The organism is Planotetraspora sp. A-T 1434 (assembly GCF_025420585.1).
Classification (GTDB): Bacteria; Actinomycetota; Actinomycetes; order Streptosporangiales; family Streptosporangiaceae; genus JAOEGB01.
Genome location: NZ_JAOEGB010000007.1, coordinates 83,718 through 108,729 on the forward strand (window position 1 = coordinate 83,718; position 25,012 = coordinate 108,729).

Annotated in this window: 21 protein-coding genes and 1 riboswitch; of the genes, 9 read left to right on the forward strand and 12 right to left on the reverse strand. The window is 70.9% G+C overall.

Translation table 11 applies throughout. From position 1 onward, the window contains the following. Positions 1-140: 140 nt before the first annotated feature. Complete coding sequence (locus tag N5079_RS11270) at positions 141-452, forward strand: DUF6247 family protein (RefSeq protein WP_261583574.1); 312 nt, start codon at positions 141-143, stop codon at positions 450-452. Next, on the forward strand, positions 449-697 hold the full coding sequence (locus N5079_RS11275) for a hypothetical protein (protein WP_261583575.1): 249 nt from the start codon (positions 449-451) through the stop codon (positions 695-697). Before N5079_RS11270 ends, N5079_RS11275 begins: the two co-directional genes overlap by 4 nt. A 252-nt stretch (positions 698-949) precedes the next feature. On the opposite strand, the gene N5079_RS11280 is transcribed toward N5079_RS11275, so the two are convergent. From N5079_RS11280 to N5079_RS11320, 9 genes are read right to left on the reverse strand one after another with little or no spacing between them, the layout of a single operon-like run. Continuing rightward, positions 950-2,509: a precorrin-2 C(20)-methyltransferase gene (locus N5079_RS11280; protein WP_261583576.1), complete on the reverse strand. Its 1,560-nt coding sequence runs from the start codon at positions 2,507-2,509 to the stop codon at positions 950-952. Further along, positions 2,506-3,132 (reverse strand): precorrin-8X methylmutase, encoded by a 627-nt coding sequence (locus N5079_RS11285; protein WP_410007776.1) that lies wholly within the window; start codon positions 3,130-3,132, stop codon positions 2,506-2,508. Before N5079_RS11285 ends, N5079_RS11280 begins: the two co-directional genes overlap by 4 nt. A 50-nt stretch (positions 3,133-3,182) precedes the next feature. Then, entirely contained in the window at positions 3,183-3,935 is a 753-nt protein-coding gene (cobM, locus tag N5079_RS11290) for a precorrin-4 C(11)-methyltransferase (protein WP_261583577.1), read from the reverse strand. Continuing rightward, complete coding sequence (cbiE, locus tag N5079_RS11295) at positions 3,932-5,149, reverse strand: precorrin-6y C5,15-methyltransferase (decarboxylating) subunit CbiE (RefSeq protein ID WP_261583578.1); 1,218 nt, start codon at positions 5,147-5,149, stop codon at positions 3,932-3,934. Before cbiE ends, cobM begins: the two co-directional genes overlap by 4 nt. Beyond that, on the reverse strand, positions 5,146-6,543 hold the full coding sequence (locus tag N5079_RS11300; RefSeq protein ID WP_261583579.1) for a cobyrinate a,c-diamide synthase: 1,398 nt from the start codon (positions 6,541-6,543) through the stop codon (positions 5,146-5,148). The genes cbiE and N5079_RS11300 overlap by 4 nt, the downstream gene beginning before the upstream one ends. Positions 6,544-6,576: 33 nt before the next feature. Then, positions 6,577-7,179, reverse strand: coding sequence for a cob(I)yrinic acid a,c-diamide adenosyltransferase (gene cobO, locus N5079_RS11305; protein WP_261583580.1), 603 nt, complete (start codon positions 7,177-7,179; stop codon positions 6,577-6,579). 1 nt (position 7,180) lies between these two features. After that, entirely contained in the window at positions 7,181-9,235 is a 2,055-nt protein-coding gene (locus N5079_RS11310) for a putative cobaltochelatase (protein WP_261583581.1), read from the reverse strand. A gap of 38 nt (positions 9,236-9,273) precedes the next feature. Next, positions 9,274-10,014: a CbtA family protein gene (locus N5079_RS11315; protein WP_261583582.1), complete on the reverse strand. Its 741-nt coding sequence runs from the start codon at positions 10,012-10,014 to the stop codon at positions 9,274-9,276. A gap of 20 nt (positions 10,015-10,034) precedes the next feature. Continuing rightward, the gene (locus N5079_RS11320) at positions 10,035-10,247 is read right to left on the reverse strand and encodes a CbtB domain-containing protein (RefSeq protein ID WP_261583583.1); all 213 of its coding nucleotides are present in this window, start codon (positions 10,245-10,247) and stop codon (positions 10,035-10,037) included. A gap of 33 nt (positions 10,248-10,280) precedes the next feature. Then, positions 10,281-10,428, reverse strand: a riboswitch (cobalamin riboswitch). A gap of 13 nt (positions 10,429-10,441) precedes the next feature. Here N5079_RS11320 and N5079_RS11325 point away from each other — a divergent pair. Next, positions 10,442-10,987, forward strand: a complete 546-nt coding sequence (locus N5079_RS11325) for a histidine phosphatase family protein (RefSeq protein WP_261583584.1) — start codon at positions 10,442-10,444, stop codon at positions 10,985-10,987. Here N5079_RS11325 and N5079_RS11330 read toward each other — a convergent pair. Then, entirely contained in the window at positions 10,977-12,518 is a 1,542-nt protein-coding gene (locus N5079_RS11330) for a cobyric acid synthase (RefSeq protein WP_261583585.1), read from the reverse strand. The genes N5079_RS11325 and N5079_RS11330 overlap by 11 nt on opposite strands. Before the next feature lie 509 nt (positions 12,519-13,027). On the opposite strand from N5079_RS11330, the gene N5079_RS11335 reads away from it, so the two are divergent. Continuing rightward, positions 13,028-15,265: an RICIN domain-containing protein gene (locus N5079_RS11335; protein WP_261583586.1), complete on the forward strand. Its 2,238-nt coding sequence runs from the start codon at positions 13,028-13,030 to the stop codon at positions 15,263-15,265. 185 nt (positions 15,266-15,450) lie between these two features. On the opposite strand, the gene N5079_RS11340 is transcribed toward N5079_RS11335, so the two are convergent. Beyond that, complete coding sequence (locus N5079_RS11340; protein ID WP_261583587.1) at positions 15,451-16,689, reverse strand: family 16 glycosylhydrolase; 1,239 nt, start codon at positions 16,687-16,689, stop codon at positions 15,451-15,453. Between the two features lie 255 nt (positions 16,690-16,944). On the opposite strand from N5079_RS11340, the gene N5079_RS11345 reads away from it, so the two are divergent. Then, on the forward strand, positions 16,945-18,252 hold the full coding sequence (locus N5079_RS11345; protein ID WP_261583588.1) for an ROK family protein: 1,308 nt from the start codon (positions 16,945-16,947) through the stop codon (positions 18,250-18,252). Between the two features lie 5 nt (positions 18,253-18,257). Here N5079_RS11345 and N5079_RS11350 read toward each other — a convergent pair whose 3' ends face one another. Then, positions 18,258-20,102, reverse strand: a complete 1,845-nt coding sequence (locus N5079_RS11350) for a ricin-type beta-trefoil lectin domain protein (protein ID WP_261583589.1) — start codon at positions 20,100-20,102, stop codon at positions 18,258-18,260. Between the two features lie 321 nt (positions 20,103-20,423). Here N5079_RS11350 and N5079_RS11355 point away from each other — a divergent pair, with 321 nt between their 5' ends. The 4 genes from N5079_RS11355 (at position 20,424) to N5079_RS11370 (ending at position 24,946) form a co-directional block, all read left to right on the forward strand. Next, positions 20,424-21,707 carry an extracellular solute-binding protein gene (locus N5079_RS11355; RefSeq protein ID WP_261583590.1) on the forward strand — a complete coding sequence of 428 codons (1,284 nt, stop codon included), beginning with the start codon at positions 20,424-20,426 and terminating at the stop codon, positions 21,705-21,707. A 70-nt stretch (positions 21,708-21,777) separates the two neighbouring features. Continuing rightward, the gene (locus N5079_RS11360; RefSeq protein WP_261583591.1) at positions 21,778-22,683 is read left to right on the forward strand and encodes a carbohydrate ABC transporter permease; all 906 of its coding nucleotides are present in this window, start codon (positions 21,778-21,780) and stop codon (positions 22,681-22,683) included. Next, entirely contained in the window at positions 22,680-23,567 is an 888-nt protein-coding gene (locus N5079_RS11365) for a carbohydrate ABC transporter permease (protein ID WP_261583592.1), read from the forward strand. Before N5079_RS11360 ends, N5079_RS11365 begins: the two co-directional genes overlap by 4 nt. After that, positions 23,564-24,946, forward strand: coding sequence for a GH1 family beta-glucosidase (locus N5079_RS11370; RefSeq protein WP_261583593.1), 1,383 nt, complete (start codon positions 23,564-23,566; stop codon positions 24,944-24,946). The genes N5079_RS11365 and N5079_RS11370 overlap by 4 nt, the downstream gene beginning before the upstream one ends. The last annotated feature ends 66 nt before the right edge of the window (positions 24,947-25,012 follow it).

The window sequence follows — 25,012 nt, forward strand, 5'->3', positions numbered from 1 at the left end:
CCGATCACCAGCAGGCAGCGCAGTCGACATCGGCCGGGTCGAGGAGCACCGGGCAGTACATATATGCGCCGCTGCGTCGAGTCGACGTCGATGCAGGCGACCGTCCCCCTCGAAGCCGAGCCCTGAGGTAGCGTCGTGTCATGAGCGCCCAGCCCATCCACGATCCGTGGCAAGATCCCGAGGCCATCCTTCGCGGCCTTCCTGAGCAGTACCGGCCCCTTTTCTTGGAGCAATACCAGGAGGCGTGGGAGGCCGCGCGAGAGCCGGGCAAGTACCATCTCCTGCCCGAACTGTTGCACACGTGGTGGCTGAGCTCGATCGCTTACAACGACCCCCGCCATGAGGAGGCGGTGCGCGAGATCCTCGAGGAGAAGGGTGAGCGGATCCCCATCGAGGAGGCCATCCCTGATTGGGAGGAGCGCCTGGCGCAGGCCCAGGTCCGGCGCCGGTGAGCTACCGCGTCGAACTGCGCGGGCTGGCCCTGACCAAGATGAAGGACTTCCCTACCGAGGCGCTCACCGCGCTGGTAGCGCGGGCCGCCGACTTGGTGCGCGAGCCCTGGGATGCCAGGGTGGCCAGACCGGGCACGGCCGATTTCCGCCAGACGACGTTCGGCGACGGCATGGGCATCTTGTGGTTCCACCTCGACGCGACGGCCGAGCTGATCGAAATCTATGACCTGATCTGGGCGGGCTAGGCCGACCCGCGCACGCTGTTCCTAGGCGAGATCGCCGTGACCACCTTGGATGCCTTACCCCCCGCCACGCCTCCAGGTCCTCGTCCAGCACGGCGCATACCCTCGGTCACGTCCCGTACCGGCCGGACATGCTCGTGTCCTCGTGGCCCATCCGCTCGACCTTCAGAGCTTGTAAGCATGCCGGGAAGCGCCATGAGTTCACTGCGGCGACGGTTACAAGGCCGTTCCATCCTTCCCGGTTGGGGGGCAGCACTAATGAGCCGGATAGCGGCGGGGGGTGAAGACGACAGGCCGTCCCTCTCGCTCGACGACGCGTGTCGTCGACGAGCCGATCACCAGCAGGCACCGCATGTCGACATCGGCCGGGTCGAGCTTTGCCAGAGTGGTGACGCGCAGGGTCTCCGCCGGTCCCCCGACGTCCCGCCCGATGACCACCGGCGTGTCCGGGCCGCGATGCCGTAACAAAAGGTCCCTCGCCGCGGCCACCTGCCACGTACGGCTCCGCGACGCCGGGTTGTAGACGGCGATCACGAGATCGGCCGCCGCGGCGGCGGCGAGGCGGTCCGCGATCACGTCCCAGGGCTTGAGCCGGTCGGACAGGGAAAGGACGCAGTAGTCGTGCCCCAGCGGCGCCCCTGCCCGGCTCGCGACCGCCTGGGCGGCGGTGAGCCCGGGGACCACGCGGACCGGCACATCCGCGTACTCGGGCTCGCATGCCACCTCGAGGACCGCGCTCGCCATGGCGAACACCCCAGGGTCTCCCGAGGACACCACCGCGACCCGGGACCCCTCCTTGGCCAGCCGCAGCGCGTGCGCCGCCCGCTCGGCCTCCACGCGGTTGTCCGTGGGATGCCGGCGCTGGCGGGGGTTGGGCGCCACCCGGTCGAGGTACGGGCCGTACCCGACGAGATCATCCGCGGTCGCGAGGGCGTCCTGGGCTTCGGGCGTGAGCCAGGGACGGCCCGCCGGGCCGAGCCCCACTACGACGACCTCCCCCCGAGACGCCGCCGCCGGCCCATCGGCAGCCGACTCCACCCGGACGGCGGACGGCGTGTCGATCCTGCTGGGGAGGATGGCCACCGAGAAGTACGGAACCTCCTCGGGGGCCACGTCGGCGAGCCGTTCGATCCGCTGACGGTCAGTGGTGGCCCGCTCGACGTACCAGGCGTCGTCCAGGCGGCCCGCCTGCTCCAGCGCGTCCCGCACAGACGTGAACGTACGGCCCAGCTTCAGGATCGCCGCCGAGTCCGTGGCGGCCAGCCGTACGGCGAGCTCTTCGGGCGGCAGCGTCCCGGGCAGGACGGTGAGGGTCTCGTCCCGCTCGACGAGCGGGCGGCCGAGCACCGCGGAGGCCGCGCTGACGGACGTGACGCCGGGGACGACCTCTGTCGGGTAACGGTCCGCCAGGCGCTTGTGCAGGTGCATGTAGGAGCCGTAGAAGAGTGGATCTCCCTCGCAGAGCACGACCACGTCACGTCCGGCGTCGAGGTGCGCCGCGAGTCGCTCGGCGCACGTGACGTAGAACTCCTCGATGGCCCCGCGGTAACCGCCCGGATGGTCGGTGGTCTCCGTGGTGACGGGATAGATCAGTGCTTCCTCGATCTGGTCGCCGCGAAGGTACGGCGCGGCCACCGCGCGGGCGATGCTCCGGCCGTGCCGGGCACTGTGGTAGGCGATCACGTCCGCCTCACGGACGAGACGCGCGGCCTTCACCGTGACCAGTTCCGGATCCCCGGGCCCGAGCCCCACGCCGCGCAAACGCCCCACCGGCGCAGGCTCCCGGCCGCCGGGCTCGCTGATCTTGTCGCTCATTCTTCCTCGCTCGCGATCGCGTTGAGGGCCGCCGCGGCCAGCGCGCTCCCACCTCGGCGCCCGTGCACCACCAGGTAGTCGAGGCCGCCGTGCTCGGCCAGCGCCTGCTTGGACTCGGCGGCGCCGATGAAGCCGACCGGCACGCCGAGGACGGCGGCGGGCCGCCCGGCGCCCTCCCCCACCAGTTCGAGAAGCCGGAACAAGGCAGTGGGGGCGTTGCCGATCGCCACCACGGCGCCGTCGAGCCGGTCCCGCCAGAGCTCCAGCGCCGCCGCGCTGCGGGTCGTCCCGAGTTGGCGGGCCAGGTCGGGCACGCGGGGGTCGCCGAGGGCGCACAGCACCTCGTTATCGGCCGGCAGCCGCCGGCGGGTCACTCCGGAGGCCACCATCGTCGCGTCGCACAGAATCGCCGCGCCCGCTCGGAGCGCCGCCCGCCCGGCGGCCACCACGCCGGGGGACCAGGCGAGATCGGCGACGAGGTCCACCATCCCGCAGGCGTGGATCATCCGCACGGCCACCCTGGAGACGTCCTCCGGCAGGCCGGCGAGATCCGCCTCAGCGCGGATGGTGGCGAAGGACCGGCGGTAGATCTCCGCGCCGTCCCGGATGTAGCCGTCCCGGATGTAGCCGTCCCGGATGTAGTCGTCCTGGATGTAGTCGATGACGAGCTCCTTCAGTCGATCGCGTCGCGGTGCCGCGCGGCGGAGTAGAGGTGGCTGTCGGGGAACTCGGAAGCGGTCAGCACCGCGCCGACGATGACCACGGCCGTGCGGACCACGCCCGCTTCGCGCACCCGCCCGGCGATGTCGGCCAGGGTGCCCCGCAGGACCACCTCATCGTCCCTGCTCGCGCGGGCCACCACCGCGACCGGGCAGCCCGCGCCGTAGTTGGGGGTCAGCTCCTCCACCAGCGTCTCGATGCGCTGGACCGCCAGGTGCAGCACCATCGTGGACCGGCTGCGGCCGAGCGTGCCGAGGTCCTCCCCCGGAGGCATGGGAGTGGCGCGCGCCGACGTCCGGGTCAGCACCACCGTCTGGCCGACTCCGGGCACGGTGAGCTCGCGCCCGAGGGACGCGGCCGCGGCGGCGAAGGCCGGGACACCCGGTGTCACGTCGTACGGCACGCCCTCCGCGTCAAGGTGGCGCATCTGCTCGGCCATCGCGCTGAAGATCGACGGGTCGCCGGAGTGCAATCGGGCCACGTCATGCCCGGCGGCGTGGGCGGCCAGCATCTCGGCGACTATCTCGTCCAGCGTCATGCGGGCGGTGTCCACCAGCCGCGCGCCGGGGGGCGCGTGCTCCAGCAGCTCCTTGGGCACGAGCGACCCCGCGTAGAGGCAGACCGACGAGGCGGCGATCAGGTCGCGCCCGCGCACGGTGATGAGGTCGGCCGCACCCGGCCCGGCCCCGATGAAGTGCACCGTCATGATGCCGCCTCTCTGGTCGCCGTCCACACCAGGACGGGCATCGCCGGCCGCCATGCGGTGAATCCTCCGACCGGCGCGGCCCGGTCGACCGCGATCCGGACCAGGTCGCCGCCGACCTTGCCGTGCCAGGCGGCCACGACCGACTCGGACTCCAGGGTCACCGCGTTCACCACGAGCCTCCCGCCGGGGCGCAGGGCCTCCCAGCACGCCTCGACGGTGCCCGGCACCGTGGCGCCGCCGCCGACGAAGACCGCGCCGGGTGGTTCGAGGCCCGCGAGAGCCTCCGGAGCCGTGCCGTGCACCACCCGCAGTCCGGGCACGCCGAGGGCCGCCGCGTTCCGCGCGATCCGGGCCGCGCGTTCGGCGCGGCTCTCGACCGCGACCGCCCGGCAGGCGGGATGGGCGCGCATCCACTCGATGGCCACGCTCCCGGCCCCTGCGCCCACGTCCCACAGCAGCTCACCCGGCTCGGGAGCGAGCCGCGACAGCGTCACCGCGCGGACCTCGCGCTTCGTCAGTTGCCCGTCATGCTCGAACGCCTCGTCCGGCAGCCCGGGAACGCACGGCAGCGGCGACACGCCCGGCTCGGGCCGGAACTCCACGGCCACGACGTTCAGCGGGCCGATCTCCGCGACCTCCGTGTCCCACCGTTCGGCCGTGCTCGTCACCTGGCGCTCGCCCGGGCCGCCGAGCTGTTCGAGCACGGTCATCACGCTGCGGCCGTACCCCCTGGCGACCAGCAGAGCCGCGACCTGGCCGGGAGTGGCGGCGTCGGCGCTCAGGACGACGACCCGGCCCCGCACGAAGGGGTGCAGCGACTCCACCGGGCGGCCGACCAGGCTCACGACCGCCGTTTGCTCGACCGGCCAGCCCATCCTGGCGCAGGCCAGCGAGACCGACGAGGGATGCGGCAGCACCCGGACCCGGTCGGCCCCGAGCAACCGCACGAGCGTCGTGCCGACCCCGTAGAACATCGGATCGCCGCTGGCCAGCACGCATACGGCCTGGTGGGCTCGCTCGGCGAGCAGCCCTTCGACGGCCGGCAGCATCGGCGAGGGCCACGCGACGCGCTCCGCGCCGGTGTCCGGCACGAGCGCGAGCTGCCGCGCGCTGCCCATGAGGACCTCCGCGGCGTCTATCTCCCGCCGGGCGACCGGAGACAGCCCGGCCCAGCCGTCGGCGCCGATGCCGACGACGGTCACCAGGCCGCTCATGCGCCGGCAGCCGCTCGTGACCGCCCGGCTTCCGACACCAGCCTCCGGGCGAGGTGAGGGCTTCCGGCCCAGTGCAGGTGCACGTAGGACGCGGCCAGCCGCGGCCCGCCGTACCCGTCGGCCCCGTCCCGCCATCGGTAGAGCGGCGGCACGTCACTCGCCGGGCTGACGCGCGTGCGGTGGAACTCGTGGCCGTCGTAGCGCTCGCCCTCCCGGGTCAGCACCGAGTCGCGTACGGCCACGGCCCGCCGATAGCCGAGCGTGAGCGTGCCCGTCATGGTGGCGGTGGCGTCCACGACCCCGCACATGGGACGGCCGTCCAGCTCCCGGCACAGATAGAGCAGCCCGGCGCACTCGGCCACGATGGGCCCGCCGAACGCGGCGACCTCCCGCCGGAGCGGCTCGTTGGCCGACAGCTCGGCCGCGTACACCTCGGGGAACCCACCGGGCAGCACGAGGGCCGACGAGCCAGTGGGAAGGGTCTCGTCGCGCAGCGGGTCGAAGACGGCCACGGTGGCCCCGGCCGCCTCGATCAGCTCGGCCTGCTCCGCGTACCCGAACGTGAACGCCTTGCCCCCGGCCACCGCCACGACCACCTCACCGTCACCGTCACCGTCAGGGCCTTCCTCGGCAGGAATGCCGGCGAGGGCCTCGCGCGGGTTCCACGAGGGGGCGTTGAGGGGGGACGCGCCGCGGGCGAGCCGTACGAGCGCCTCCAGGTCGCAGGTGGCCGTCACCAGCTCGCCCAGCGCCGCCACCGCGCTCACCGCTTCCGCCGTCCGCTCGGCGGCAGGCACGAGGCCGAGATGGCGGGAGGGCGTCGCGGCCACTTCGGCACGGGGGATCGCCCCGAGCACCGCGACCCCCGTCTCGGCGAGCGCGTCGCGGCAGATCTGCTCATGCCGGGGCGAGCCGACCCGGTTGAGGATCACGCCGCCGATCCGCACGCGGGTGTCGTAGGAGGCGAACCCGTGGACCAGCGCGGCCACCGATCTCCCCTGCCCCGACGCGTCGACGACCAGCACGACCGGCGCGTCGAGCAGGCGCGCGACATGGGCCGTGGACGCGAGGTCGCCGCCAGAGGCGCCGTCGTACAGCCCCATCACACCCTCGATGACGGCGATCCCGGCCCCGGCGGCACCATGCGGTCCGGCGGCACCGTGTAGGAGCAGGGGCTCGATCAGCGCCTCGCCGACGAGCCAGGGGTCGAGGTTCCGCCCCGGGCGCCCCGCGGCCAGCGCGTGGTAGCCGGGATCGATGTAGTCCGGCCCCACCTTGTGCGGCGAGACCGTGAAGCCCTTGGCCGTCAGGGCCGCCATCAGCCCGGTGGCCACCGTCGTCTTGCCGGATCCCGAGGAGGGCGCCGCGATGACGAGGCGCGGAAGCTCAGGCACTCCTGCCCCTCCCCCGTGAACGGGTCGCGCCGATCACCATTCGATGCCCTTCTGACCCTTCTGACCCGCGTCCATGGGGTGCCTCACCTTGGCCATCTCCGTGACCAGGTCGGCGGTCTCCAGCAGGCGCGGATGGGCGTCCCTGCCGGTGATCACCACATGCTGGATGCCGGGACGGCCCGCGAGAGCGGCCACCACGTCCTCCACATCGATCCACCCCCATTTGATGGGGTAGGTGAACTCGTCCAGCACGTACAGCCGGTAGGTCTCGGCCGCGAGGTCGCGCTTGATCTGCTCCCATCCCTCACGGGCGTCGGCGGCGTGGTCCTCCTCGGCGCCCGCCTTCTTGATCCACGACCAGCCCTCGCCCATCTTGTGCCACGCGACCGTGCCTCCCGCGCCCGACTCGCTGAGCACGGCCAGGGCCCGCTCCTCGCCCACCCGCCACTTGGCCGACTTGACGAACTGGAAGACCCCGACCGGCCAGCCCTGGTTCCACGCGCGGAGGGCGAGACCGAACGCCGCGGTCGACTTCCCCTTGCCCGGGCCGGTGTGGACGAACACCAGCGGCCGGGTGCGCCGCTGCCTGGTCGTGAGGCCGTCGTCCGGCACCGCCGCCGGCTTACCCTGAGGCATGTCAGGCCGCCTTCCTGCGCTCCCGGACGAGCTCGCGCAGCCCGTCCGCGGCCAGTTCCTCCAGCCGTACGGCTTCGCCGCCCAGCCGTCCGGCCAGCCGTCCGGCGAGGCCGAGCCGTACGGGCCCGCTCTCGCAGTCGACCACGACGGCGGTCACGCCGCGCAGCAGCGCGGCGGCGCGGTCCACGTCGGCCGTCGCGCCCGACGTGACGCGCCCGTCGGTCACCACGACGAGCAGCGGCCTGCGTGACGGGTCGCGGAGCCGCTCGACCCGCAGCACCTCGGCGGCCCGGCGCAGGCCCTCGGCGAGCGGCGTGCGCCCGCCCGTGGGCAGGGAACGCAGCCGGGCCGCGCCCGCCTCCACCGAGGAGGTCGGGGGAAGCACCAGCTCCGCGGCGGAACCGCGGAACGTCACGAGGCCGACCTTGTCGCGCCGCTGGTAGGCGTCGAGGAGCAGGCTCAGCACGGCCCCCTTGACGGCCCCCATCCGGCGGCGAGCCGCCATCGACCCGCTCGCGTCCACGGCGAAGAGCACGAGGTTGCCCTCGCGGCCCTCCCGTACGGCTTCGCGCAGGTCGCCGGGCCGCACCACCAGCCCGGGCCCGGTCCTGCCGCGTTCGCGCTGGTGAGGGGCCGCCGCGCGGAGGGTCGCCGTGAGATGGGGCGAGGTGAGGCGGCCCACCGGCGCCCGCGAGCCCGAGACCCGGCCATACGGCGTGCGGGCTCGTGACCGCCGTCCGGGGCTGCCCGTGCCGAGCCCCGGGACGGTCAGCGCACGCACCCGGTACGGCTCGCCCGGCCGAGCGGTGGACGTGGCCGCCTGGCCGTTCCCCGCGCCGCCGGCTTCGCCATCTTCTGCGCCGCTCGCGGGCGCATCCGCCTGGCCGTTCTCCGCGCTGTCCGACTCGCCGAGCCCGCCGGCGGGCTCCTGATCGCCGTCCCGCCGGGAGCCCGAACCCGGGTCGGGATCGGGATCGGCGTCGGGATCGGCGTCGGGATCGGCGTCGGGGTCGGCGTCGGGGTCGGGGTCGGGTTCCGGCTCGGAGTTGTCGAGAAGCTCGTCCAGCTCTGACTCGTCGAGGCCGGGGGCGTCGAAGGGATCGCGGCGGCGCCGGTGCGGCAGGGCCAGGCGGGCCGCGGCCCGCACGTCCTCGGCGGTGACCTCCGTACCGCCTCGCCAGGCCGCGTGGGCGACGGCGGCGTGGGCGGTGATCAGGTCGGCCCGCATGCCGTCCACGCCGAACGCGGCGCAGACGGTGGCGATCTGCCGCAGCGCGGCGTCGGAGAGCGCCACGTCGCGCAGGCGGCCCCGGGCCTCGGCTATGCGAGCGGCCAGCGCCCGCTCCTCCGCCGTCCATCGGGCGGCGAAACCCTCGGGGTCGTCCTCAAAGGACAGCCGCCGCCGCACCACCTCGGCGCGCTCGCCGGGGTCGCGTGACGCGGTCACCTCGACGGTCAGCCCGAATCGGTCGAGGAGCTGGGGCCGCAGCTCCCCCTCCTCCGGGTTCATCGTGCCGACCAGCAGGAAGCGCGCCGGGTGCCGTACGGACACCGCGTCGCGCTCGACGTAGCAGGTGCCCAGCGCGGCGGCGTCGAGAAGCAGGTCCACCAGGTGGTCGTGCAGCAGGTTGACCTCGTCCACGTACAGCACGCCCCGGTGGGCGGCGGCGAGCAGGCCGGGCTCGAAGGACTTCACGCCTTCGGTCAGCGCGCGTTCGAGGTCGAGCGAGCCGACCAGGCGGTCCTCGGAGGCTCCCACGGGAAGCTCGGCCAGCCTCGCGGGCCGCACCGACGCGTCGGGCCGGGGTCCGTGCGGCCCGTCGGGACAGGCGGGCTCCGGCGCGGCGGGGTCGCAGGAGAACCGGCATCCGGGTACGACGGCGACCGGCGGCAGCAGCGCCGCGAGCGCCCGCACGATGGTCGACTTGGCGGTGCCCTTCTCGCCTCGGATGAGCACCCCGCCGGTGCGCGGCGACACGGCGTTGAGGATCAGTGCCAGCTTGAGCTGATCGAGCCCCACGATCGCCGTGAACGGATAGTGGCGCGCGTCAGGCATCTGGCCTCGTTCTGTCATGAGTCATCGGTCGCTCCCGCTCACGCGGGGAGCGCGGGAGCCGGAGCGTAGCGGGACGTGAGCACGCGCTCGGCCAGCGGGCCGAAGATCAGTCCGACGCCCGCCCACAGGGTGACCTGCGTGCCCAGCGAGGCGAGCCGGAACCTCCACAGCAGAACGGCCGGGAAGTGGGCCGGCACCCCGTCGATCACCGGGAGCAGCAGGCACGCGACGGTCACGGCGACGAGGAACGCGGCCACGGCGAGCAGCGTCGCGTTCCAGCCGCCGTAACGGGGGGCGAGGCGGCGGCGCAGGTAGAGCGCCACAGCGGCGAGGGCCACCGAGCCGGCGACGAGCGCGAAGTACACGACGGTCCGCTCCCGGATGGAGTCCGGGTCGCCGACCCCCGGCGGGTTCGCCGGGTACTTCAGGAACGGCACCAGCGCGACGGTGACGAACGCCCCGAGCGCGATCAGGGCCGCGGTGGCTCTCGCGCTCAGGGCTCCGAGGCGCCCGTAGGCGAATGCGAACACGAGCGCGAAGACACCGCCGATCGCGACGCCGTAGACGCCGACGGCCGTGGCGAGCCCCACAGTCGACTGCACGGCGCGGCTGAACGGCTCGGGTTCGGCCGCCTCCTCCGCCGCGTGCCCGACATGGGCGCCTTCCAGGACGATGGCACGCCCGAGCTCCGGCTCGCCGAAGACCCAGGCGAAGACGAGGGCGAGGACAGCGGCGACCAGGCCCGCGAGCATGCCGCGGACCAGCAGGTTTCTCACCATTGCGGTGACTCGTCCCCTTGTCAGTGACAGGGGAAGCCGAGCAGGTGACGGCCGTCGTGCACGAACTCGTGCACGCCGTTCCCGGAGATCAGGGCGGTGACGCCCTGCTCCGCGCCGACGAAGTAGAGGAGGACGATGGCCAGGACGCCGGCGAAGACGGCCCAGGGGATCAGCTCGCGGACCGGAATGCTGACCGGAACGGGCTGGGAGTGGGGAACGGCGGCTTGAGCCATGGGAAGAGCCTCCTCGGGATCACGCGTCCCAATTGGGGTGGCGGTGACGATGGAGGGTCTGACTCCCGGTCCCGGAGGACCGGTCACAGTGGCGCGGCCGTGCCAGAGTCTCGCTGGCTTCCCCACATCATCATTAATGTCGCTTTACGCTACGACGCGACCCACCGCAGCGTCAATTGAGCAAAAGGTTCCGAATGACCGTCCGTCTAGTCCTTGTTTGTCACGGTTACACCGAGGCGATGCGCCGGGCGGCGTTCCCCCTCGACGAAGAACTGGACGAACGGGGGCTGCGGCAGGCCTCCGACGCCGCTCCCCTGTACGCCGCAGTGAAGAGCGCCTCCTGCGGGCCGTCGCGGTGCTGCCGGGAGACCGCCGCCGCCCTGGGGCTGCGCGCCGAGGTCGACGAGGGGCTGCGCGACTGCGACTTCGGCCACTGGGCCGGGAGGTCGCTCGCCGAGGTCCAGGCGGCCGATCCGGAGGGCGTCCGCGCCTGGCTGACCGACCCGTCCGCGGCCCCGCACGGGGGCGAGCCGGTCCTCGCCCTCGTCGATCGGGTCGGCGCGTGGCTGGCCTCGGCCGCGAGCGGGGTCGCGGTGACGCACCCCGCCGTGATGAGGGCCGCGGTCGTGCACGTGCTCCGCACGCCGGCCGAGTCGTTCTGGGCAATCGACGCCGAGCCGCTCTCCCGCGTCTCGCTCACCGGCCACGGGGGTCGCTGGCGACTGCGTTTCACTGATTGACGCCGCCTGGCGGAAGCGCCGGCAGGCCCGCGGGGGCGCCCTTCTCGATGAGCGCGAGCAGCGCGTCCGTGTCGACGTGCCGCTCGATCAGGTCGCCGAGCGCGTCGAGCTGCCGCTCCCTGAGCGCGGCGAAGGACACCCCCGCCGACGGCACGAAACCGGTCCTCCCCGCGGCGGACGCGACCTCGGCCAGGAAGGCCCGGCGGAACTCGTCGTTCTCGAGCGCGCCGTGCCAGGTCGTGCCCCAGACGGCTCCCGCCCGGCAGCCGTCCAGGAACGGCTCGGCGCCGCCGTCCCTCGACACGATCCCGTGGTGGATCTCGTAGGCCTCGACGCGGCAGCCGAACGCCTCTCCGACCGGCCGGGCGAGGGTCTTGCCCGCCGCGAACTCGACGGTGGCGGGGAGCAGGCCGAGCCCCTCGACCAGCCCCGCGCCCGACTCCACGTCGTCGCGGATCCACCGCGCGAGCATCTGGTAGCCGCCGCAGATCCCGAGGACGGGCCCGCGCCGCTCCGCGATGGCCGACGCGAAGCCGGTACGGCGGAGCCATCCGAGGTCACTGACCGTGGCCCGCGATCCCGGCAGGATCACCAGGTCGGCCTCGGCGATCTCCGCGACGTCCCCGGGTGAGCTGAGGAACCTGACCACGACGCCGGGCTCCGCCATGAGGGCGTCGATGTCGGTGAAGTTCGAGATCCTGGGATAACGCACCACGGCCACCCGCAGGCTCCGCCCCGGACCGGGCGGAGCCTGCCGGACGCCCTGGTTGTCCAGGGCGAGCGAGTCCTCCAGGTCCATCCAGAGCCCGTCGAGCCAGGGCAGCACGCCGTACACGGGGCGTCCGGTGAGATCCCGCAGCGTGTCGAGGCCGGGGGCGAGAAGCTCGGGCGCGCCGCGGAACTTGTTGATCAGGAATCCGCCGATCAGCGCCTGGTCCTCGGCGTCGAGCAGCGCGAGCGTGCCGTACAGGGACGCGAAGACGCCGCCGCGGTCGATGTCCCCGACGACGATCACAGGGATGCCGCCGGCGCGGGCCAGCCCCATGTTAGCGATGTCGCCCCTGCGCAGATTGATCTCCGTGGGGCTGCCGGCCCCCTCGCAGACGACCACGTCGAAAGCCGACCGAAGCCGCTGGTAGGACTCCAGCGCGACCTGCCTGAGGCGGTCCTTGTACGCGCCGTACTCCATGGCGTCCACATCGGCCAGCGGCCTGCCGAGGACCACGACCTGGCTCCGCCGGTCACTGCCCGGCTTCAACAGGATCGGGTTCATGTCGGCGGTGGGCTCCAGACCTGCGGCCTGCGCCTGCGCGACCTGCGCCCGCCCGATCTCGGCGCCGTCCGCGGTGACGTACGAGTTGAGCGACATGTTCTGCGCCTTGAACGGCGCGACCCGGACGCCGCGACGGGCGAGCCAGCGGCAGATCCCCGCCGTGACCACGCTCTTGCCCGCGTCCGAGGTCGTGCCGGCGACCAGCAGCGTCCCCTTGACCGTCCCCTTGACCGTCTCTTCTGACGTCCCATTCAGCACAGGCCAACGATGCCAGCACCTGGCCGGCTCCCCCTGCCCGGTAGGGGATTCCGCTCTGGACCGCTCCTTTCGTGTTTCTTCAAGAGTTAGTCAAAGAGCTGTATTGACACATAAACGTAACAGTCATAGCGTCCCCTCGGAGGCATACCACAGCCGCCGGAACGCCGGCCGTCCAGCCAAAAGCGGGGCGACCGGCGGCCACCCGGCGGGCATGTGGGGGACCATCCGCCCGCACTCCGAAGAAGGGAGATCCCCGCGGCCTGCCCATTCGGTACGGCAGGCGCAGGGCGGCGACCGCTCAGTCACCGGAGCGGTCCAGGCCCGAGCCACGCCGGCGCCCGCGTCCTCAGCGGAACACGCCGGTCTCCCCCGATGGGTCTCCAACGCGCCTGTCCGCCCTGCCGGCACGTGGCATGGCCGCCCTCCTGGCACCGGACGCGGACAGCGCAGCGAGTCCATTCACCCCCCGCATTGGACAGTGATGCCGCGCCGCGGCAGAGGAGGGTTTCGTGACCCTGAACAACGACCACGTCGGCGTGGTCTCCCACCCACCACGCCGTGAGCGGCGATTGATGCCGCTCACGCTGGTCCTGGCGACGCTCGCCACGGTGGGCCTGACGGTGACGGTGATGCCGAGCGCCACGGCGGCCGTCCTGCCGACCGGCTGGACGACCGTGGTCAGCAAGAACAGCGGCAAGTGCGTGGACGCCCGGGCCGCGGCCTCGGCGAACGGCACCGCCGTACAGCAGTACAGCTGCAACGGCACCGCCGCCCAGCTCTGGCAGTTGCAGGCGACGAGCGGCGGCTACTACCGCGTCAACAGCAACCTCAACGCCGCGCAGGTCTGGGACGACACCAACGTCTCCACTGCCGACGGCTCCCCCATCCAGCTCTGGACCTACAGCAGCGGTAACAACCAGCAGTGGCTGCCGGTGGAGGAGGCCGGAGGCACCTACCACTTCGTCAACCGCCACAGCGGCAAGTGTCTCGACGTGCCCGCCGCCTCGACCGCGGACAGCGTGCAGTTGCAGCAGTACACCTGCAACGGCACGGCGGCCCAGTCGTTCACCCTGGGAGCGGGTCCGACACCGACGCCCACTCCGACGTCGGGCAATCCGGACCTCGGGCCCAACGTCAGCGTCTTCGACCCGTCGATGTCCGCCTCGGCCATCCAGAGCAAGCTGAACTCGGTGTTCAGCCAGCAGGAGAGGAACGAGTTCGGCGGCAACCGCTTCGCGTTCCTGTTCAAGCCCGGCACCTACAACGTCGACGTCAACGTCGGCTACTACACCCAGGTGCTCGGTCTAGGAGCGTCGCCCGACAATGTGACCATCAACGGCGGAGTGCACGCCGAGGCCGACTGGGACAACGGCAACGCCACCCGGAACTTCTGGCGCGGCGCCGAGAACCTTTCGGTGAACCCGCCGGGCGGCACGGACCGGTGGGCGGTCTCCCAGGCCTCGCCGTACCGCCGCATGCACGTCCGCGGCGACCTCCAGCTCGACGACGGGGGCTGGTCCAGCGGCGGCTGGATCTCCGACTCGAAGATCGACGGCCAGGTGCGGTCGGGCACGCAGCAGCAGTGGATCTCCCGGAACTCCCAGTTCGGCAGTTGGGCCGGCTACAACTGGAACATGGTCTTCGTCGGCGTGAACGGCGCGCCCGCGACCAGCTTCCCCGACCCGCCGTACACCACTGTGGGGACGACGCCGGTCGTCCGGGAGAAGCCGTTCCTCTACGTCGACCAGGCGGGCGCCTACCAGGTGTTCGTACCGGCGCTGCGGACGAACTCGCAGGCCACCACCTGGGTGGGCAGCACTCCGGCCGGGTCGTCGATCCCAATCGACCAGTTCTTCATCGCCAAGCCGGGCAACACCGCCGCCGACATCAACGCGGCGCTCAGCCAGGGCAAGAACCTGCTGTTCACCCCAGGCATCTACCACGTCAACGACACCATCAGGGTGAACCGTCCCGACACGGTCGTGCTCGGCATCGGCCTGGCCACGATCATGCCGGACAACGGCGTCACCGCGATGTCCGTCGCCGACGTCGACGGAGTGAAGATCGCGGGCCTGCTCATCGACGCCGGCCCGACGAACTCGTCGCTGCTCATGCAGGTCGGCCCGGCCGGCTCGACCGCGAACCACACGGCCGACCCGATCTCCTTGCACGACGTGTTCTTCCGCATCGGCGGCGCGGCGGTCGGAAAGGCGACCACCAGCCTCGTGATCAACAGCAACAACGTCATCGGCGACCACATGTGGCTCTGGCGCGGCGACCACAGCTACGGCGTCGGGTGGAACAGCAACACCGCGGACACCGGCCTCATCGTCAACGGCAACGACGCCACGATGTACGGCCTGTTCGTCGAGCACTACCAGAAGTACGAAGTCATCTGGAACGGCAACGGCGGCCGGACGTACTTCTTCCAGAACGAGTTCCCCTACGACCCGCCGGACCAGGCCTCCTGGATGAACGGGAGCACCCGCGGCTACGCCGCCTACAAGGTGGCCAACTCCGTCACCACCCATGAGGCATGGGGCCTCGGCAGCTACTGCTACTTCAACGTGAACCCCAGCGTCGTCGCAGAGCGGTCGTTCGAGGTGCCGAACACGCCCGGCGTGAAGTTCCACAGCATGGTGGCGGTGTCCCTTGGCGGCAAGGGAACCATCAACCGGATCATCAACAACACCGGCGGCCCGGTCAACGCCTCCAACTCGACGGTGAAGGTGTCCAACTACCCGTAAAGATCGCGGAAGTAGGCTTCACGCAGAGTCGGCCCCGCTGGTAATCAGCGGGGCCGATTCGCGCTTCCTCACCGGTGCCGATCAGCGTCACGCTCCGGACGCCGGGCTCGTGAGCCTGTGGCCGCGCGCGGCGAAGCCGCGGCGCCGTCGCGTCCTGACGGCGCCGCGGCAGCTTCGGTGCTCGGCTAGTTGATCGTCCACTTCTGGTTGGCGCCGCCGGAGCAGTCCCAGATCTGCAGGGGCGTGCCGTCGGCCGAGCTCACGTTGGTGGCGTCCAGGCACTTGCCGAGCGCGCGGAGTGTGCCGTCGCCGGGGGCCGTCCACTTCTGCGCCGCCGTGCCGTTGCAGTCGTAGAGCTGGACCTTCGTCCCGTTGGCGCTGTTGGCTCCCGCCACGTCCATGCACTTGCCCAGGGCCCGGAGGGTGCCGTCCGAGCCGACGGTCCACTGCTGGGCGGCGGTGCCGTTACAGGTCCAGAGCTGGACCTGGGTGCCGTTGACGGAATTCGCGCCCGCGACGTCCACGCACTTCCCGCCGTAGCCGGTGATCTTCTTCGCGGTGCCGCCGCCTCCACCTCCGGCGGTGTCGGTGACGCGCACGTAGTCGACGACGAGCTGCTGCGGGAAGACGGTGGTGGCGTCGGGGTCGCCCGGCCAGTAGCCGCCGACGGCGAGGTTGAGGATGACGAAGAACGGGTGGTTGTAGACCCACGTCCTGCCGCCCAGGTCGGCGGGCGTGCGGGTCTGGTAGGCGACGCCGTCCACGGACCAGGTGATGGTGTTGGGCGACCAGTCGATGGCGAAGGTGTGGAAGCCGTCGGCGAACTTCTGACCCCCCGGCAGGGTGTAGGGGGCGCCGATGCCTCCGGAGCCGAAGTAGCCGGGGCCGTGCAGGGTGCCGTGGACCGTGCTCGGCTCGAAGCCGACGTTCTCCATGATGTCGATCTCGCCGCTGTCCGGCCACTGAACGTCGCCGATGTTGCTGCCTAGCATCCAGAAGGCCGGCCACATGCCCTGGCCGCGCGGGATCTTCATGCGGGCCTCGAAGCGGCCGTAGGCCTGTGTGAACCTGCCTGCCGTGTTCAGCCGGGCCGAGGTGTACTGGCAGCTGCCGTACCAGCAGTTGTAACCCGCGGGGTTCTCCCGGCGTGCGGTGATCACCAGGTTGCCCTGGCCGTCGAGGGAGGCGTTCCTGGTGCTGTTGGTGTAGTACTGCCGCTCGTGGTTGTTGACGTTGTCGCCTGTCTCCAGCTGCCACTTGCCGCCGTCGACGGCGCTACCGGCGGGCCCGGTGAAGTCGTCGAAGAAGGTGACGGTGGCGGCGGAAGCGGGCGCCGGGGTCAGCGTGCCGTACGTCGAGACGATCGTGACGGCCGCCAGGAGCGCGAGGCCGCGCCGGCGGATCCCGGGCAGGCTGATTGACATGTGCCGGCTCCTTTCGGGGGTGAGCGGAGCGATGAGCCACTGGGCGCGCGAAAGCCGGGAGCGTCGCCAGGACCGGGCGGGCAGGCTCCACCCCTGGCGAGGACGCCGCTCCAGTGGTGTAAGGGAGGGACCCGCGACTAGCGAGGAATGGTCGACCCGGACCCTTTTACGCCACTTAGTTAATGCTATGAATTGAACCGTGATGGATCACAATGGGTCAAGAGGCTGGCGGGGACACGACGGAGAGCGCGGCACATGGCGATGAGGCGAGCGACGGCCCGCGACGTGCGCCGGGCCAACCGGTCCGTCGTGCTCACCAAGATCTACTCGGAGGGGCCGCTGAGCCGTCACGACCTGACCCGGTTGACGGCGCTGTCCCAGGCCAGCGTGAGCACTCTGGTGGCCGAACTGCTGGAGGAGGGGCTGGTCGAGGAGGCCGGGCTGGTCGAGTCCGACGGAGGCCGCCCGCGCACGCTGCTCCGGGTGTCCCCGGCGTACGGTCATGTCATCGGCGTCGATGTCGGCGAGACGCGCATCCAGGTCGAGCTGTTCGACCTGTCGATGACCGCGCTGGCCAAGACCGACCGCCCGATCGAGCCGGGCAGGATGGATCCGTCCGAGGTCGTCGGCCACGTGCTCGACGGCATCGGCTCGGTGACCGGCCAGGCGGGCGTCACCGAGTCGGCGCTGCTCGGCGTCGGCATGGCCGTCTCCGGCGTGGTCGACCAGGGTGACGACGGGCTCGTCCACGCGCAGACGCTCGGATGGGACGGCGTGCCGCTCCGGGCCATGCTGCGCGCCGGCACCTCAGTGCCCATCCACATCGACAACGGGGCCAAGACCCTGGGCCAGGCCGAGATGTGGTTCGGCGCGGGCCGGGGCGCTCAGCACGCGGTGATCGCGCTGGTCGGCTCGGGCGTCGGGGCGGCCGTCGTCGCCGGCGGGATGAGCTATCGCGGCGCGCGGAGCAGCGCGGGCGAATGGGGCCACACGACGCTCGTCTTCGGCGGGCGGCTGTGCCGGTGCGGCGCCCGCGGGTGCCTGGAGGCGTACGTCGGCGCGGAAGGCGTCCTCGACCGGTTCCGGGAGGCCAACCGCGGCCGTCCGGCGGAGGCCGCCGACGAGGAGTCGGCCATCGGAGCCCTGATGGCGGCCGCCGACGAGTCGCGGACCGCGCGGCGCGTCCTGTCGGAGACGGTGGAGTATCTGGGCGCGGGGATAGCCTCGCTGATCAACCTGTTCAACCCCGAGCGGATCATCCTCGGGGGCTGGGCGGGGCTGGCCCTCGGGGCGCGCTGGCTGCCGGAGATCCGGGCCGCCGCGGGCGAGCACGCGCTACGGCGCCCGTTCTCCCAGGCGAAGATCGAGATGTGCCGGCTCGGCCAGGACGCGGTGGCGCTCGGCGCGGCGACGCTGCCGGTGGCCGAGCTGCTCGCCACCGGCGGGACGGCGCGATCGGCCTCCACGACCCCCCTAAGCACCCTGAGCCCGGTGAGTCCAGCGAGCCCCCTGAGTCCGGTGAGCCCGGTGCGGCCCCTGGCGGGACCGCACCGGGCCGGGTGAGCGCTCTAGACGGTCCACCTCTGGTTGGCTCCGCCCGAGCAGTCCCAGATCTGCAGGGGCGTGCCGTCCGCGGAGCTCACACCCGTGGCGTCCAGGCACTTGCCGAGCGCCCGGATGGTGCCGTCGGCGCCGACGGTCCAGGTCTGCGCCGCCGTCCCGTTGCAGTCGTAGATCTGCACCTTGGTCCCGTTGGCGCTCGACCCGCCGGCCACGTCGAGGCACTTGCCGAGCGCGCGGATCGTGCCGTCGGCGCCGACGGTCCACTGCTGGGCCGCCGTGCCGTTGCACGTCCAGAGCTGGACCTGGGTGCCGTTGGCGGAGCCGGCGCCCGCCACGTCCACGCACTTGCCGCCGTAGCCGGTGATGGCCGTGGCGCCGCCTCCGCCGCCGGACTGCGTCCCCGCCCAGGTGAAGGTCGCGGACGTCTTGGTCGGCAGTGTGTAGGTGAACGACTGGCCGCCCCAGTTCACCTTGACCGACTGCGGGCCGCCGGTGTTGTTGTACGCGATGAGGGCCTTGCTCCCGTCGGGGTTCTTCCACGCGACGTTCGGCACCGAGGAGTTCGCCGTGGAGTCGATGCGGTACGCCCCGGGCTTCACGAACTTGGTGAGGTGGCCCATCGTGTAGTACTCGATCGTGTAGTCGACCTGGCCGTGCCTCGCGTCGCCGTTGTGCACGGTGATCAGGCCGGTGCACTTGTCGCAGCCGCCGGCGTGCGGGCCGTAGTTCTGGTCCACGGCGAGGCTCCACTTGACCCAGCTGCGGTCCCAGTTGCGGGTGTAGTCGACCAGGTTGAGCATGTCCTCCGTCTGCTGGTTGGCGATCCACGTGCCGCCGGAGTGCTCGGTCATGTAGTGGTTGATCGACGGGTACTGGTTGTGCACGGTGGTCTGCAGGTTCACGTCGCCGCCGTACCCGTGCCACGCGATCCCGCCGAACAGCGGGTCGCTCCGGATGGCGGAGTCGGACAGCGGCACCGAGCCGAAGTCGTTGTAGTCGCCCCAGTTCCAGTCGAGGACGAGGGTCTTCGCCGTGATGCCGGCGTCGCGGAAGGCCGGCCAGAGGTTGTTCTTCATGAAGTAGGCCAGGCCCGAGCCGTTCCAGTTCATGGAGGCGTAGGTCGTGCCGGGGCCGCAGCAGTTGGGCTCGTTGGACACCGACACGTAGTCGGTCTTGACTCCTTGCGCCTGGTAGGCCTGGACGTACTTCACGAAGTACTGCGCGTACATCGGGTAGTACTCGGACTTGAGCCAGCCCTGGTTGACGAAGCTGTTGTTGTCCTTCATCCAGGCGGGGGCGCTCCAGGGCACCGCCATGACCTTCAGGTTCGTGTTGAGCGCCTTCGCCTGCTTGGTCAGCGGGAGCACGTCGGCGAGGTCGTGCGCGATCGAGAAGTCGCCCAGGTCGCAGCACGTGTCGTCGTAGGAGTAGTTGTACCGGGCGAGGTCCGAGGCGCCCATCGGGTTGCGCAGGAACGCCAGTCCAATGCCGTCGACCGGGTCGAACAGCTTCCGCATGACGGCGTCGCGTGCCGTCGGGGTGAGCGCGCCGCTGCTGTTCATCAGCCAGGCGGCGGTGTCGGTGAACGACGCGCCGCCCCCTTCGAACTGCTGGTACGTGGTGTTCTCGTTGACGGTGACCGTCTGGTTGCCCGCCGGGCTGCTCGCCGCGAACGCGATGGGCGTCTGCGGCTGCAACCCGCGGGTGACGACCCGGCCGCCGGAGTCGGACGTGGTGGTCAGCCAGATGTTGACGGCCTCGCCCGCGGCCTGCGCCGCGGGGGCCTGGACGACGCCGAGTCCGGCGCCCGCGAGAAGCAGGGCGCCGGCCAGGGCCAGCCGTGATGGCATGGGGGGTCTCCCTTGTTGGGGGGCACAGGGGAGCGGTTACGGCCTCGGTCCGGAGAGCGCATGGCTGCGCCGACCGGTCCCGCCTCGCAGGCGAACCCGCCGTATATCTCCGCCCGTACGGCCCTGCCCGGCGACGCACATGGCGGCGATGCAGTGGTAACACGTCTGTAAAGGACGCGCAACAGGCGAAGCCCCGGGAAACGAGTCGGTAACGCAACCTTGACGCAGGTCAGACTTCGGCTCTTGAATCTCAAATCGAAATAAGTATCAAAGTTGGGCACGCCGGGGTGGCACCCAACACTTCCACGGAAGGTGGAGTTGATGCGCAGAGGGCACCGACTGGGCGCTGCCGCCCTGGCCGTCACCGCGATGCTCGCCGCGCTCGCGGCGTGCGGGAGCGGCGGCTCCGGCAACGGAGGCGGCGGAAGCCAGGGCAAGACCAAGATCGTGATCGGCACGTTCGGAGAGTTCGGCTACGAGCCTCTCTACGCCGAGTATGAGAAGCTCCACCCCGATATCGACATCGTGGCCCGGGTCACCAAGGCCGAGGACCACCACAAGAACCTGGCGGCGCATCTCGCCACGAACCAGGGCTCGGCCGACATCGAGGCGATCGAGGAAGGCTGGATCGGCCAGTTCAAGGCCCAGCCCGACAAGTTCGTCAACCTGCTCGACCTGGGCGCGGGCGACCTCAAGTCCCAGTGGCCCGAATGGAAGTGGCAGACGTCGGTCTCCAAGGACGGCAAGCAGATCGGGCTCGGCACCGACGTCGGCGGCATGGCGATGTGCTACCGCACCGACCTGTTCAAGAAGGCCGGCCTCCCCACGGACCGCGACCAGGTCTCCGCGCTCTGGAATGACTGGGACAGCTACATCGCCACCGGCAAGAAGTTCGCCGCGGCGAAGGTCCCCGGCGCGGCGTTCTTCGACGGCCCGACCGTGATGTACCGGGCGATCCTCGGCCAGGCGGACGTCGGTCTCTACGACACCAGTGACAACGTCGTCGTCGAGAGCAACCCGTCCGTACGGGGGGCGTTCGACAAGACGATCGAGGCGATCAACGCGGGGCTCTCCGCGAAGATCATCGCTTGGTCGCCGGACTGGAACGCCGGCTTCCAGAAGGGCAGCTTCGCCACCATCGCCTGCCCGGCGTGGATGCTGGCCCAGATCCAGGACCTGGCGAAGGACTCCGCCGGCAAGTGGGACGTCGCCAAGATCCCCGGCGGCACCGGCAACTGGGGCGGCTCCTTCCTGACCATCCCCAAGCAGAGCAAGCACCAGAAGGAGGCCTTCGCCCTGGCCAAGTGGCTGACCAGCCCCGAACAGCAGGCCAAGGTCTTCCGCGGCGCGGGCCTGTTCCCCTCGACCCTCACGCTGTACAAGGACCCGGTCATCACGGACTTCAAGAGCCCGTTCTTCAACAACGCCCCGGTCGGCAAGATCTTCTCCGACTCCGTGGCGACGATGAAGCCGCAGTACCTGGGCCCGAAGGCCGGTGACATCAACACCGCCATCATCAACGGCCTCACCCGCGTCGAACAGGGCAAGCAGTCGCCCGACCAGGCATGGCAGCAGGCGGTCTCGGAGATCAAGCAGATCGTCTAGCCTGCGGCATCACGGCCTCGGCATCGCGTCACCGGCGATGCCGGGGCCTGCCCCCTTGAAGGAGTTCGACGTGAAAAGCTGGCTGTACCGCGCCGATGTGAAGGCGTCGCCGTACCTCTACATCTCCCCGTTCTTCCTGGTGTTCGGCGCACTCGGCGTGTTTCCGCTGCTCTACACGGCATGGGTCTCGCTCCACAAGTGGAGCCTCCTGTCGGAGCAGCACACCTTCGTGGGCATCGACAACTACACACACCTGCTCCACGACTCGTTCTTCTGGAACGCCCTGGGCAACACGGTCTCCATCTGGGTGCTGTCCACGGTGCCGCAGTTGGTGCTCGCGCTGCTGCTGGCGCACATCCTCAACAACCGCCTGCGCGGCGAGACCATCTGGCGCACCGGCCTCCTGCTGCCCAACCTCGCCAGCGTCGCCGCCGTCGCGATCATCTTCGGTCAGCTCTTCGGGCGCGACTTCGGCCTGATCAACTGGGTGCTCGGCCTGGCGGGCGGCGGCCACATCGACTGGCACGCGGGCACGGCGACCTCGCAGCTCGCAATCTCGATAATGATCATCTGGCGCTGGACCGGCTACAACGCGCTGATCTACCTCGCCGCCATGCAGGCTGTGCCCGATTCGCTGCACGAGGCGGCCATCATCGACGGCGCCAGCTCACTGCAGCGCCTCCGCAAGATCACCATTCCCGCGATCCGGCCGACCATCATCTTCACGGTGATCGTGTCGACGATCGGCGGGATGCAGGTCTTCACCGAGCCTCTGCTGTTCGGAGCCGGAAGCAACTCACTCACCGGCGGCTCCGACCGGCAGTTCCAGACCCTGTCGCTATACCTGTACGAAGTCGGGTTCGGCCGATACGACTTCGGCTACGCCTCCGCGACCGCCTGGATGATGTTCCTGGTGATCGCGCTGGCCGCCATCGGCAACTACCTGCTCACGCGACGCATCCGGAGGGCAGGATGACCGCCACGCTCACCCGCACGCCGACTTCGACCGCGGGCAGCCGTCTCAGCCGGCTCCGCCGCGTTCGCCGCCTACGGCCCGGCCCGCTCACCTACCTCACCCTGACCGCGTTCGTGTTCTTCTCCGCGTTCCCGCTGTACTGGAGCGTGGTCGTCGCCTCGCGGGACAACTCCGTCCTCGGCCGGGTCCCCCCGCCGCTCTTCCCCGGCGACCAGCTCATCGCGAACCTCCGCCGGGTGTTCGACACGGTGCCGTTCGGCCTGGCCATGGTGAACTCGCTGATCGTGTCCTCGGTGATCACGTTCAGCGTCGTGCTGTTCTCCACGCTCGCCGGGTTCGCCTTCGCGAAGCTGCGCTTCCGCGGCCGTCCGGGACTGTACGTCGCGGTCATCGCCACAATGATGGTCCCGACCCAGCTCGGCATCATCCCGCTCTACATGCTGATGGCCAAGCTGGAGCTCATCGACAGCTTGTACGCCGTCATCGCGCCCAACCTGGTCAGCGCGTTCGGCGTGTTCTTCATGACGCAGTACCTCACCGCGGCTCTGCCGACGGAGCTCCTGGAGGCCGGTCGCGTCGACGGCGCCACCACGATCAGGCTGTTCTGGCACGTCGTGCTGCCGGTGGCCCGGCCCGCCGCGGCGGTCCTCGGCATGCTCACCTTCATGAACGCGTGGAACGACTTCTTCTGGCCGCTGGTCGTCCTCACGCCGGAGAACCCGACCGTGCAGGTGCTGCTGTCGAGCATCGCCAGCGGCTACTTCACCGACTACTCACTGACCCTGACCGGCACCGCACTGGCGACCCTGCCGTTGATCCTCGTGCTCGCGGTGCTGGGCAAGCAACTGATCCGTGGAATCATGCAAGGAGCTGTTAAGGGATGACTCAGACTGACGACCGCACCGCGACCGGGCTGGCTTTCCCGGCCGGTTTCCGATGGGGTGTGGCGACCGCGTCCTACCAGATCGAAGGTGCGGCCTCCGAGGACGGCCGGACACCCTCGATTTGGGACACCTTTGCGAGAACCCCGGGCCGTGTCCATCTCGGGCAGACCGGTGACGTCGCCTGTGACCACTATCACCGCTATGCCGACGACGTGGCGCTCATGCGAGACCTGGGGGTGGGCACCTATCGCTTCTCGGTGGCCTGGCCGCGGATCAAGCCGGACGGCACCGGGCCGGTGAACACCCGTGGCCTTGACTTCTACGACCGGCTCGTCGACGCCCTCCTGAACGCCGGCATCGACCCCATGGCCACGCTGTACCACTGGGACCTGCCGCAGATCCTGGAGGACCGGGGCGGCTGGACGAACCGGGATGTGGCCTACCACTTCGCCGACTACGCGAGCGCCGTGTACGCGCGTCTCGGCGACCGCGTCCGCACGTGGACGACGCTCAACGAGCCGTGGTGCTCCTCGTTCCTCGGCTACTCCAGCGCCGACCACGCGCCGGGCCGTACGGATCCGGGGGCGGCCTTCCTCGCGGTGCACCACCTGCTGCTCGGGCACGGGCTGGCGGCCCACGAGCTGCGCGCCGCGGGCGCGCAGGAGGTGTCCGTCACGGTCAACCTGAGCCCGGTGACCCCCCGCGACGCGGCCGACCAGCACGACGTGGCCGCGGCCCAGCTCGTGGACGGCCTGCACAACCGGATCTTCCTCGACCCGATCCTGCGCGGGCGCTACCCGGCGGACATGCTGGAGCTGGTGGCCCGCTTCGCCGGCCTGGGCCACATCTCCGACGGAGACGACGCGGTCATCGCGGCCCCGATCGACTTCCTCGGCGTCAACTACTACGCCCCGACCCACGTTGCGGCCAAGGTCGGCGCCCCGGCGACGGCCAAGTTCCCCGGCTCGGAAGGGGTCATCTTCCCCGACCAGCCCCTGCCGGTGACCGGCATGGGGTGGCCCATCGAGGCCGACGGCCTGCGCCGCCTCCTCGTACGGCTCGCGGCGGATTACCCGTCGACCCCGTTGCTGATCACGGAGAACGGGGCGTCGTTCCCGGACTTCGCCGACAACGGCCGGGTGGCCGACGACGACCGCATCGACTACCTGCGCACCCACCTGATCGCCGCCCACCAGGCGATCCAGGAGGGAGTCGACCTCCGCGGCTACCTGGCGTGGTCGCTGATGGACAACTTCGAATGGGCCTACGGCTACGAGAAGCGGTTCGGCCTGGTCCACGTCGACTACGCGACCCAGGAGCGCCTGCCCAAGGACAGCGCCCTGTGGTTCCGCGAGGTCATCGCGAGGAACGCGGTCTGACCTGCGGCGTTACCGGCTGGCCCACAGCGGGCCGCGCAGCGTGAGCTCGTGCACGGCCGGATCCTG